This is a genomic window from Hyphomicrobium sp., from assembly GCF_036833075.1.
GTDB lineage: Bacteria > Pseudomonadota > Alphaproteobacteria > Rhizobiales > Hyphomicrobiaceae > Hyphomicrobium_C.
This window is the reverse complement of sequence record NZ_DAITQL010000036.1, coordinates 1-12,032: the sequence shown is the minus strand read 5'-3', so window position 1 is coordinate 12,032 and position 12,032 is coordinate 1. Positions and strand designations below refer to the sequence as shown.

The 12,032-nt window shown below is 60.0% G+C and carries 9 protein-coding genes; 6 read left to right on the top strand and 3 right to left on the bottom strand.

Features of this window, described 5'->3' with window-relative positions:
• The first annotated feature begins 4 nt into the window (after positions 1 to 4).
• Positions 5 to 1,513 carry an aldehyde dehydrogenase family protein gene (locus V7082_RS11920; protein ID WP_334148780.1) on the top strand — a complete coding sequence of 503 codons (1,509 nt, stop codon included), beginning with the start codon at positions 5 to 7 and terminating at the stop codon, positions 1,511 to 1,513.
• Positions 1,514 to 1,811: 298 nt separating this feature from the next.
• On the opposite strand, the gene V7082_RS11915 is transcribed toward V7082_RS11920, so the two are convergent.
• The gene (locus V7082_RS11915) at positions 1,812 to 2,213 is read right to left on the bottom strand and encodes a RidA family protein (protein WP_334148778.1); all 402 of its coding nucleotides are present in this window, start codon (positions 2,211 to 2,213) and stop codon (positions 1,812 to 1,814) included.
• Between the two features lie 29 nt (positions 2,214 to 2,242).
• Positions 2,243 to 3,622: an NAD(P)/FAD-dependent oxidoreductase gene (locus tag V7082_RS11910; protein WP_334148776.1), complete on the bottom strand. Its 1,380-nt coding sequence runs from the start codon at positions 3,620 to 3,622 to the stop codon at positions 2,243 to 2,245.
• 159 nt (positions 3,623 to 3,781) lie between these two features.
• Here V7082_RS11910 and glnT point away from each other — a divergent pair, with 159 nt between their 5' ends.
• Together glnT and V7082_RS11900 are read left to right on the top strand one after the other, a co-directional pair.
• A complete protein-coding gene (glnT, locus tag V7082_RS11905) occupies positions 3,782 to 5,176 on the top strand; it encodes a type III glutamate--ammonia ligase (RefSeq protein WP_334148775.1) in 1,395 nt (464 codons plus the stop codon).
• Positions 5,177 to 5,203: 27 nt separating this feature from the next.
• The gene (locus tag V7082_RS11900) at positions 5,204 to 5,467 is read left to right on the top strand and encodes a hypothetical protein (RefSeq protein WP_334148837.1); all 264 of its coding nucleotides are present in this window, start codon (positions 5,204 to 5,206) and stop codon (positions 5,465 to 5,467) included.
• 80 nt (positions 5,468 to 5,547) lie between these two features.
• On the opposite strand, the gene V7082_RS11895 is transcribed toward V7082_RS11900, so the two are convergent.
• Positions 5,548 to 6,210: a helix-turn-helix domain-containing protein gene (locus tag V7082_RS11895; protein ID WP_334148773.1), complete on the bottom strand. Its 663-nt coding sequence runs from the start codon at positions 6,208 to 6,210 to the stop codon at positions 5,548 to 5,550.
• Between the two features lie 234 nt (positions 6,211 to 6,444).
• Here V7082_RS11895 and V7082_RS11890 point away from each other — a divergent pair, with 234 nt between their 5' ends.
• The 3 genes from V7082_RS11890 (at position 6,445) to V7082_RS11880 (ending at position 11,763) form a co-directional block, all read left to right on the top strand.
• Complete coding sequence (locus V7082_RS11890; protein WP_334148771.1) at positions 6,445 to 8,211, top strand: APC family permease; 1,767 nt, start codon at positions 6,445 to 6,447, stop codon at positions 8,209 to 8,211.
• A gap of 141 nt (positions 8,212 to 8,352) precedes the next feature.
• The gene (locus tag V7082_RS11885; RefSeq protein ID WP_334148769.1) at positions 8,353 to 8,742 is read left to right on the top strand and encodes a Rid family hydrolase; all 390 of its coding nucleotides are present in this window, start codon (positions 8,353 to 8,355) and stop codon (positions 8,740 to 8,742) included.
• Between the two features lie 333 nt (positions 8,743 to 9,075).
• Positions 9,076 to 11,763: an excinuclease ABC subunit A gene (locus tag V7082_RS11880; protein WP_442909787.1), complete on the top strand. Its 2,688-nt coding sequence runs from the start codon at positions 9,076 to 9,078 to the stop codon at positions 11,761 to 11,763.
• Positions 11,764 to 12,032 lie beyond the last annotated feature (269 nt).

The window sequence follows — 12,032 nt, the reverse complement described above, 5'->3', positions numbered from 1 at the left end:
GATCATGACGGCATTGCAAGACTTCGCGCTGCTCTCGGGGAAAATCTACGTTGACGGCCGTTTCGAGACCAGCCGCGCGACGGAGCACTTCGACGTGATCGATCCCGCGACGGAAGAGCACGCCGGCCGTATCGCCGACACGACCGACGGCGAGGTGGACTACGCGATCGAACGCGCCAATTCCGCGCGACGCGCGTGGATGGGCATGGATTCGCGCAGCCGTGCCGTTATTCTTCACGACATTGCAGCGCTCTTGAGACAGGACAAGGCTCCATATGCGGAGTGCCTGACGCGCGAGGAGGGGAAGCCTTACAAGGAATCCGTCGACGAAGTGTCCTGGTGCGCGACGGCCATCGATTATTATGCCGAACTTGCGCGTCATGAGACGGGACGCATTGCCGGCGCGACGGTTCCCGGGCAATTCCACTTCAGCATCAAGGAACCGCTCGGTACGATCGTCATCGTACTTCCCTTCAACTATCCGCTGGTGCTGTTGTGCTGGGAGGCAGCAGCGGCGCTTGCCGCCGGCAACGCGGTGATCATCAAGCCTCACGAGCAGACGAGCCTCACGACACTCAAGTTCATGGAGGTGTTCTCCACACTTCCGCCGGGCCTTATGCAGGTCGTCACAGGCGGCGCGCGTGTTGGCCAGCGCCTGATAGCGAGCTCAGGCACACATGGCGTCGCCTACACCGGGTCGGTCGCGGTCGGACAGGCGGTAGCCCGCACGTGTGCCGAGACGTTCAAACCCTGCCTGATCGAAGCCTCGGGCAACGATCCCTTCATTGTAATGCCCTCGGCTCCCCTTGACATGGCTATCCGGGGCGCCGCGTTTGCGGCCTATCTCAATTGCGGCCAAGTTTGCACATCGGCGGAGCGCTTCTACGTGCACGAGAAGATCCACGACGAGTTCGTCGAGGGGCTCGTGTCCGAGGCGCGCAAACTTCGGGTTGGCAATGGGCTCGGTCCGGTCGATATGGGACCGCTCGCCACGCGGCGGCAGCGCGAGCGATACGAGGGCCTCATCGCGCGCGCCCGCGAGCAGGGCGCCAAGACCGCCACAGGCGGCGGCCGTCCTGCCGAGCATAACCGCGGCTGGTTCGTCGAGCCGACTGTCCTGACCGGCGTGACACCTGACATGGAGATCCTCAACGAGGAACCGTTTGGGCCCGTCGCACCGATCTGCAAGGTTTCGGATTTCGACGAGGCCATTACGCTCGCCAATCGATCGCAATATGGCCTTGGAGCGAATCTGTACTCCCGCGACATGGACGAGACGTTCCGCGCCGTGCGCGAGATCGAGTCCGGAATCCTATGGATCAACGCGCCTTTGCTCGACAATGACGCACTTCCGTTCGGTGGGCGCAAGCTTTCCGGAACGGGGCGACAACTCGGGCCCGAGGGCTTGGCACAGTTCCAGAACTCCAAGTTTGTCATGATCGATCCGACAGCGTCCAACCAAGACTTCTGGTGGTTCCCGTACGCCGATGCGGAGGCGTTTAAGCAAGCCTAAGAGGAAGCACGGCGCACAAAGGGCTTGCATACGGAGTTCGAGCGGAAAACCAGGGAGAGAACGACGTCGCGACGCCTTGGGCTGTGCTCATTGCATTCGCACTACGCAAGGCGAGCGCAATACGAGAGCACGTCCGCCGTCCGCCTCACCTGCTTGCTGTCTCCTACATGAACGATGAGTTTCTCGCTCTGACAATATGTGCGTGCGCGACCTAACTATTCTGCGAGCGCGCGCCTCTTGAAGTAGGCATCTACGTCGAAGCGGCCAAGGCGCCAGCCTTTGATGGTTATTCATACCCCTACAATTCAGAGCTGAGCTTCGCATAGGCTTCAATCTCGACCCTTTGCCAGGGACGCAGCATCGACGTGACCTGCACGAGCGTGCTAGCGGGTCGGACCTTATCGAAGCGCTCGAGGTGGGCTCGCGCAACGTCATCTGCATCCTTGATGTCGCGAAGATAGACGACTGTGCGCACAACGTGCTCAAGACCTGCTCCAGCCTCACGCAGCGCCTTTTCGATAATTTCGAGAGCGGCCCGGGCCTGGATATAGGCATCCTTTCCTTCCTGCTCGGCTGGCGCACACGTTCCCGAGACATGGACATCGTCGCCCGCGCGCACGGCGCGCGAATAGCCGAACACGGATTCGTAGGCACCTCCCGAGGAAATGTTCTTGCGCACCGTCGTTGTCGATTTTGTCATGCGGCTAGCTCCTTAGGTTTTTGCAAATGTCAACGTTTCGTCGCATCAAGGAAGCGGTACCAAGTCTCGACGACCGGTACCGCCCTCTTTGCGAGCGTATGGACGGGAAAGCTCGGAAAGCTAAGATCGTCGAAGGCCGTACGTCCGTCGCTTCGACCTAGAAGCTGCAGCGCGATCTTATTTCCAAAGTAGGTGGCCCTAGACACGCCGGTTCCGCAGTAGCCAAGAGCGTAGTACATGCCTGTTGCGGCGCGTCCGAGATGGGGTACCTCGTCGTACGTGTAGCCGATCGTTCCGTCCCAGCCATGCGTCACCGGCACATCCGCCAGCTCCGGGAAGACGTGCAGCATGTCCCGCGCGAGATGCCGAAAGGCCAAAGGTGATGTGTTGTTGGCAAGCCGCCCGACGCGTCCGCCCCAGATCAGGCGCCGCTCTCCGGGGGCGGCCCGGAAATAGTAGAAGACGCGGTTGGTGTTTCCGTACACCCGGTTCTTCGGCAACAGACGGGAAAGCGTGTCTTCCGGAATTTCTCCCGTGGCGATCAGGCCTGATCCGATCGGCACGATACGCCGGCCGAGTTCCGGCACGAGACCATCCGTGTAGCCGTTCGTTGCTATAATGACGTCGCGCGCCTTGATGGAGCCGAGCGGCGTCGTGATTGAATGTCCGTCATGCTCGTCTCCGGAAATGTCTTGGGCGGCGGCATTGCCGATGATATGTCCGCCGCCTTCCTGTATCCGCTGCATGAGCCCTGCATGGTAGAGCCCGGGATGGAGTGAGGCGTCTTGCGGCAAGATCGAGCCGCCGAAAAACACATCGGTTCCGATCTCGCTATGGAGCTCGGATTTGGGCACCATGAAGCTCTCGACATCCGCGATGGCGTGCAAGTCTTCCATGTCTCGCGCCATGGATTCGTAATGCTCTGGCTGCACCGCGGCGCGGAAGCGCCCGCAGCGCTTGAAGTGGCATGCGATCTTCTCGGTCGCGATCAGATGCTCGATGTAGTCGAGCATACGCACGCCCTCACGCAGCATCGCCGCCGCCTTCGCAGGTCCACGCAACTCGATCAGACGCTTGACGCGAAATTTCTGATTGCCGCTGCCGATTTGCCCGCCATTGCGCGTGCTCGCCCCATAGCCTGGCACGCCGCGCTCGAGCACCACGACCGATCGGCCGTGACGCAGCAGCGTAAGCGCGGCAGAGAGGCCAGTGAAACCTGACCCGACAATGACAACATCGCTGCGCTTCGGCAGCGCCGGGGACGTGTGCTGGCGAGGCGCGGCCTCCCACCAGTAAGGTCGAAATGTAAGCCCCCTCGTCGGCTTAAGATGACCACGGGCGAGATCACCTGCCGTTAGGACAGGCTCCTCAGCAATCGAGCCCTTCTCCAGAAACTCATCAAAACCCACGTTTGCCCCCAAAGTCCAATATTGCCCTACATACAAATATATTGCATAACATGCAATACATCGGTACGCAAAGTGCGGCGAGCAAAGCCAGCGAAAACGTGGATACCGCGAAGAAAAGCTCCCAGCACCAGGGAACGACGCATCAAGGAAAGATCACCCATGACGATCGCGCATTGGGATTCGCGTAACTTAGCTGGGCAGCTTGTTGCGCCGCAAAATATCGACATTCAAACCGCCAAGCTGTTTCTCGCGCAGCATCACGTGCGGTATGTTCTGGCCCAGTTCGTCGACATCTACGGTGTGGCCAAGAGCAAGGCCGTACCGGTCGACCATCTCGAGGACATCATCACCGATGGCGTCGGCTTTGCCGGCGGCGGCGTGTTCGGCATGCGTCTTGCGCCGCATGAGGCCGAGTACATGCTGGTCGGCGATCTCTCGACCCTCACGCTTATCCCTTGGGCGCCGGGATATGCCCGCATGATGGGAACTGGCACCGTCTCCGGAAAGCCTCACCCCATTGACGCGCGCAATATCCTGAAGGGCCAGATCGCGCGTCTCGCCGAGCGTGGGTGGGTCTTGAACACCGGCATAGAGCCGGAGTTCAGCCTGCTCGAGCGCACGGCTGATGGATCCATCGTTCCTTTCGATGGCACGGACATCCTGCAGAAGCCCGCCTACGACTATCGGGGCCTGTCGCGGGTGCGCGTGTTCCTTGAACGCGTCACTGAAAGCCTACAGGCGCTCGGCATCGACGTGTACCAGATCGATCACGAGGACGGGAATGGCCAGTATGAGATCAACTTCAAATATGCCGACGCACTGACGTCGGCGGACCAGATTATCCTATTCAAGATGGCAGCCTGTGAGATTGCGCATGAGCTTGGTGCAATCTGCTCTTTCATGCCCAAGCCCAAGAGCTCGACCACCGGAAACGGCATGCACATCCATTGCTCCATTGCCGATGCGTCGGGATGCAATCTATTCCACGACCCATCCGACAAGCGTGGCATGGGATTGTCCCAGCTCGCCTATCACTTTGTCGCTGGCGTGTTGGCGCACGCGGCGCCGTTGACCGCACTGCTCGCGCCCAGCGTCAACTCCTACAAACGTCTCGTGGTCGGCCGTACCGCGTCAGGGACCACCTGGGCGCCGGCGTTTGTCGCCTACGGCGACAATAATCGCACCGCCATGGTGCGCATCCCTTACGGGCGGATCGAGATCCGCACCGGAGACTCGGGCATGAACCCTTATCTCGCTCAGGCCGCGCTCATTGCGGCAGGACTCGATGGCATCGATCGCAAACTCGATCCCGGCGAGCCGCACAACATAAACTTCTACGCGCTTACATCCGAGGAAATCGCGAGCAAGAACATCAGGACCCTGCCCCAGTCGCTTCACGATGCGATCGATGCGCTCTCGAAAAGTGAACTCATGAGGAGCACCCTTGGCGTCGATTTTGTCGATGAGTTCGTGACGCTGAAGCGCGAGGAATGGATCGACTATCACCGCCACGTCTCCGATTGGGAGGTCAAGCGGTACCTAAACTTCTTCTAACGCTGTTGCCTTCAAGGGGAGATGGAGATGCGTGGAATTGCCGGTCTTCTCATCAAAGACCCCATCGCGAGCATCTCGGGAACGCACGGCATCTCGCACACGCGCATGGCGACCGAGTCCGCCAATACGACCAACGGCGCGCACCCGTTCCCTCGAACGCTGGCCCGTGCTTGCGGAAAGAACCATCTCCACAACCTCGAACCGGAGGATCTTTCTGCGTTGACTACTGAGGCAGCCGCGATGGCACGCATCCCGCTTGCTGGCACGAACGGGGTTCCTGGTGGCGTCTGATATGGCGAGACGTCTCCCCCTGCCTGCCGGGAGCGAAAGCTCCCGGCTTTTTTTTACCCCGCCCGCGAAGCCGCGGAAGCTTAATCATTGTACATGATGATCGATATGAACTTCGCCTGATTGTCGAGCAACCGCTCTGGCCCGTGGACCACATCGCCGGAGAAGGTGAACGCATCTCCAGGCTCGAGCAGATACGTGAAATCGCCAAAGCGATACTCGACGCGGCCCTGCAGCATGTAGATGAACTCGGTGCCAGGATGGGAAAAGCGCGGGTAGGATTGGCTCTTCTTGTCCATCTCGATGTAGAAGGGATCGAAGAGCTTTTTGGGCCCCTTGTCGTAGGAGAGCAGCTTGTAGGTGTAGCCGTATTTGGTACCGACGCGGACCACTTCCATCTGCTCGCTCCGCTTGACGAGCTGTGCCGTGCCTTTCTTGTGGTCGGTCCGCTTGAACAAGTCCGATAGATCGATCCCGAGCGCGTGGCAGAGGCGTTCGAGGGCGTCGAGGCTTGCCGTCGCCATGCCGTTCTCGATTCGGCTTAACATGGCGCTCGAGATAGACGATCCCGCGCTCAGGTCCGCCAAGGTAAGATTGGCCTCCAGCCGGAGCTGTTTCAAAACCTCGCCGATTCGTTTTTCCAGCGGAACGTTGGCCTTGTCGGGCGGCTTTTGACCCTGTGAGGCCTGAGTGGCCAGATGAGGGTGACGACGCGGCGGCGCACGCCGCACTCTTGCTTTTACCATGGGGCTGCACTCACCAGACTAAAGGATGGATTGACGACCTTAAAGCCATCTTGCCCCGACCTTTTACCCCTTTGCAACCAAGCGTTCTCCGGTATCTGCACTTACCGGAAGGGCAAATTATTTGCACATACTGCAATGCAAGTTTATTGCATGCGCTGCAACTCTGCGGCAGTATGCCCCGCCTAAGCTGAGACAAAACCTCTTCTTCGAGAGGAGTCCTAGGGAGCGATACTCATGCAACATACGGTTATCTCGGGTGCTGACGGTCCGGGCAGTTCGGGGCAAGCCTATCCCGGCATCGAGTCCGGCGGTCTACACAGAACGATCAACTGGAAGGGAGCCTTCTGGATCGCGAGCGGAGTTCCGGCTCTGGTGCTCATCTCGATTGGCGGCATGGGAGCCACCGCCGGAAAACTTGCTTTTCTCGTTTGGTCGATCTCGGTGGTGATGGGGCTTTTTCAAGCTTACAGCTACGCTGAGATCGCCGGTCTCTTCAAAAACAAGTCAGGTGGCGCAGCCGTCTATGGATCGGCTGCGTGGCTGCGATACAGCAAATTCATCGCGCCGTTATCGGTCTGGTGCAACTGGTACGCCTGGACGCCAGTTCTGTCACTTGGCTGTACGATTGCCGCAGGCTATATCCTCAATGCCATCGCCCCCATCCCCGTCTTCACGGCTGACTCTCCGGAAGTATCGGCGTGGTTGCAAAACGCCGCCAATGCCGCCGCTATCGATGGCAAGTCCGTGGAGGAAGCGGCGAAGATTGCGCTTGCCGCTGTGACGGAGGCTTCGACGCCGGCGCTCCGTACGATGGTCCTCGCCAGCTTTTCATTTTTCGGGCTGGCGCAAATCGAGATTGGACCGACTTTCTTTATTGGCGCTGCTCTTATGCTGATTACCTTTGCCATCCAGCATCGCGGCATTCTTGGCACGGCGCGCGTTCAGACGGTCATCGGACTTCTGGTGGTCATCCCGATGCTGATCGTCGGCATCGTGCCGTACTTCAATGGCGGCGTGGAGTATACCAACTTCACGCCGCTCGTTCCTCCTACGGGCGCCTGGGACAACGGCGGCTGGACATTGTTCTTCGGCGCACTCTTTATCGCCGGTTGGTCGACCTATGCCTTCGAGACGGCCGTCTGCTATACGCGAGAGTTCAAGAACCCTGCATCGGACACGAAGAAGGCGATCATATCGGCCGGTATCCTGTGCGTCGTCCTCTACAGCCTCGTCGCTGCAACCTTTCAGGGCCACCTCGGTCTCGAAGGCATGACACAACCGGGCATCGTCGATGGCACCGGTGTCGCAGCGGCGATGGGGCAAATGGTAGGCGGCGGCTCGCCGTTCGTCACCCATCTCCTCGAGATGATGATGATCCTCGCCCTCATTCTGGCGATTCAGATGGCGATGGCAGGCTCCTCTCGCACGCTCTACCAGGGCGGTGTCGACGGATGGCTTCCCAAGTATCTGGCTCACACGAATGAGCATGGCGCGCCGACGCGCGCCATGTGGACCGATCTCATTTTTAATCTGGGCCTGCTTACGTTCGCCGCATCCGACGCTACCGCGTACTATCTGATCCTGTCGATCTCCAACGTCGGCTACATGATCTTCATCTTCCTTAACTTGCAATCGACTTGGATTCACCGCATCGACAGCCCGCATATTCCGCGCCCCTACAAGGCACCCAATTGGCTTGTCGGCTTCAACGCGTTGCTGGGATTCTTCAACCTGTTCCTTATGGGTGTCGGCGCCAAGGTTTGGGGCAACCCGAACGCCCTCTGGTATGGGCTCCTGTTTGGGCTTCTGATCATTCCTGTGTTCCTGTTCCGGCACTATGTGCAGGACAAGGGACGGTTCCCGGATCACATGCTGATCGATTTGGACCTCAAGAGTCAGGATCTCGGTGAGCGGCGTGCAGGAATCTTGCCCTATCTGGCGCTGGCGGCTGGTGTCGCCATTGTGCTCTTTGGGCACTACTACTTCCAGCTCCCCAACTGAATACCCGACAACAGGGCGGCCGACCTCATCGGGAGAGTCGGCCGCCCTGCTCGCAATCCGACCAATGATTGGAGCGATTGGGTATGGACGTGTGTGCAGATTGCAGGAATGAATGCGCGCCAAACGCGTTAGGAAATCCGGATGCACGACTGTCGTTTTCAGATACGCGCAAACCACCCTTCGGGTGCGGTCCATGAGACCATCTTCGGGTATTCGCGTGCCGTCCGCGTCGGAAACGACATCTATATCTCTGGGACATGCGCGCCTCCCAACTACGCCGAAAGTGATGCCGACCAACAAGCGAGCGCAGCCCTGAAGCTCATCGAACAAGCGATCATAGATGCGGGAGGCCGCATGTTTAACGTTGTGCGAACGGTCGTCTATTTGAGAGATATTGAGGATGCGGAAGCGGTTGCGCGCGTGCATTTGAGCTGGTTCGCCACAATCCGCCCTGCCACCACAGTCGTGCAAGTGCCATCACTCCAGAGGCCCTGGCAGAAGGTTGCCATAGAAGCCTATGCCAAGCTGTGATGTTTCCTTGGAGGGAGTATGTGCTAGCTGCACAATTGCTGCGGAGAGACCCGCATTCAACACCTGAATGCTCGCTTCGTGAAGACGCACGCGCCTGCTCAGGCGGCAATAGGTAAGGCCTGCATTCCCATCAACCAAGGTCGCGTCTCCTGCGCCTTCCCAACCGAAGGCATTCAGGACAACACGGTCAATCGCCTCCTTTTGATGTCGAGTTCGGAGAGGCGCATCGTCCCATAAGCGGCCATTGCCGCGTTTCTTGTGGCGCCAACGATTTTGTTGCTCTTTTGATGGTGTATAGAAGGCTGGACAAGCGGATGCTGCGGAAAAATTGAAGTGAAGAAGAAACAACCTATCACGTCGGTCGTCTCTGTTGGTGGACACGTGGAGCGACCCGCATGCGTGCAAGTCCGCGGAGCGCGTCAGAACAACCTCAAGAATGTCGATGTCGATGTTCCGCGCGATGCCTTCGTGGTGTTCACTGGCATATCCGGCTCGGGCAAGTCGTCTCTGGCCTTCGGCACGCTCTATGCCGAAGCGCAACGCCGTTATCTGGAATCGGTGGCGCCCTATGCCCGCCGCCTGATCGACCAGGCCGGCGTTCCGGAGGTCGATGCGATCGACGGGTTGCCGCCTGCGGTCGCATTGCAGCAACAGCGCGGGTCGTCCAACGCACGGTCCTCTGTCGGCAGCGTGACCACGCTCTCCAGCCTGGTGCGGATGCTCTATTCGCGCGTCGGCGAATATCCGCGCAATCAGCCGATGCTCTATGCGGAGGATTTCTCGCCCAACACCGTCACCGGGGCCTGTCCGACCTGCCACGGGATCGGCCGTGTCTATGACGCGACCGAGAAGACGATGGTGCCCGACGATACGCTCACCATTCGCGAGCGGGCGATCGCCGCTTGGCCGCCGGCGTGGCACGGCCAGAACCTGCGCGATATCCTCGTGTCGCTCGGCTATGACGTCGATACGCCATGGCGCGACTTGCCGAAAAAGGATCGCGACTGGATCCTCTTCACCGATGAACAGCCGACGGTGCCGGTCTATGCGGGCTTTACCCCCAATGAGACCCGCGTTGCCCTCAAACGCCGCATGGAGCCGAGCTACCAGGGCACCTTCACCGGCGCGCGTCGCTACGTGCTGGAGACCTTCGCAAACACGAAAAGCGCGCTGATGAAGAAGCGCGTTTCTCAATACATCATCGGCCGCGATTGCCCGACCTGTCATGGCAAGCGCCTGAAGCGCGAGGCCCTGTCGGTGAAATTCGCCGGGCTCGACATCGCCGAGTTCGGTGATCTGTCGCTGCTGAAGCTGAGAGACCTGCTGACGCCGGTCGTGCACGGCGAGTTCGGGAATGCCGCAGCCACCGCAAAGGGCCACGTCCTCAACAAAGCCTCCCGCGATGCAGCGGTCGAACGTCGGGTCGCTGCCGGTGGTTCGGCGCACAAGAGCGCGCCCGACGTGCGCCGCACACCCAATCTCTCCGATGAAAAGCGGGTGGCCGCCCAACGTCTGGCGTCCGAATTGCTCGAACGGCTCGGACCGCTGATCGATCTTGGCCTCGGATACATCTCGCTCGACCGCAGCACGCCGACGCTCTCCTCCGGAGAGCTGCAACGCCTGCGCCTTGCCACCCAAGTGTCGTCACAGCTTTTCGGCGTGGTCTATGTGCTCGACGAGCCCTCAGCGGGGTTGCACCCGGCAGATGGAGAAGCCTTGCTCGCGATCCTCGAGCGGCTGAAGGCGGCGGGTAATTCGCTGTTCGTCGTCGAGCACGATCTCGACGTGATCCGCCATGCCGAATGGTTGGTCGATGTGGGACCGGGCGCCGGAGAGAAGGGTGGCCGGGTGATCTACAGCGGGCCGACCGCGGGGCTGGCGGATGTCGAGGCTTCCATCACGCGTCGTTATCTGTTCGATAAACAGACTGCAGTCGAGCGGACGCCGCGAAAGCCCAAGGGATGGCTGCGCTTGGAAAGTGTGGCGCGCAACAACCTGCACGATCTGGATGCCGCGTTTCCGCTCGGCTGCTTGACGGCAGTCACGGGAATCTCGGGCTCGGGCAAATCCAGTCTTGTCAGCCAGGCACTTCCCGAGTTGGTCAGCGACCATCTTGGCCGCCCGGTTGCCGTTTCCGAGGAGGACGAGGTCGACCCCTTGCTCGCGGTGGCACAGGACGCCACCGCAGGGCGCATCGTGAGCGGCGTGGAGCACATCCGCCGTCTTGTTCAAGTGGACCAGAAGCCCATTGGCCGCACGCCGCGCTCGAATCTGGCGACGTACACCGGTCTCTTCGATCATGTCCGCCAACTCTTTGCCAAAACGCCCTTGGCGCGAAGGCGCCACTACGGCGCAGGCCGGTTTTCATTCAACGTCGCACAGGGCCGTTGTCCGACCTGTGAGGGCGAAGGCTTCGTGATGGTCGAGCTGCTGTTTCTGCCCAGTGTCTATGCGCCGTGCTCGGCGTGCCACGGCAGCCGGTACAATCCTCAGACGCTTGAAGTTGAATGGCATGGCCGCAACATCGCGCAAGTGCTGCAGATGACCGTAGACGAGGCCTGCGCGGTCTTCGCCGATGAACCGCAGGTGCTGCGACCGCTCAACGTGTTGCGCGAGATCGGACTCGGCTATCTGCGGCTCGGGCAGCCAGCGACGGAACTCTCGGGCGGAGAGGCGCAGCGCATCAAGCTGGCGACCGAGCTCCAGCGCGCACAACATGGCAACACGCTCTACATCCTCGACGAACCGACCTCCGGCCTGCATCCTGCTGACGTCGACCGCCTGATGCGCCAACTGCAAGGACTTGTCGATGCGGGAAACACAGTCGTCGTCGTCGAACATGACATGCGCGTCCTGGCGCAGGTGGATTGGATCATCGACCTTGGGCCTGGAGCTGGAGAAGACGGGGGGCGCATCATCGCTAGCGGCACGCCTGATAGAGTTGCTGATGTAGCGAATAGTCGGACGGCGAAGTACCTGAAACCGCTCGTGACCCAAAGCAGGAACGGAAACAAGAAATAGTCTCTGATCATTTTTTTAGGTGCGATTGACGACCACTATCTTGTCAGGGCGGTCGTCGGTAGCTCAGCAATGCCGCACTCTTGCTTCGGACTGCTATGGGTCATGAGCACGCGACAGCCGCGCTGCGTTTCGACCGCTATCCACCAACAAGAAGACGTGCAGGGAGGTGCAGTTCGAAGCGCCGAATATCCGACGGCCACTTCCGCTTCTGGGACGTGACCCTCCCCCCGATTGGTACTCGTTTATAAGTAGACTCCGTTCTGGTTATG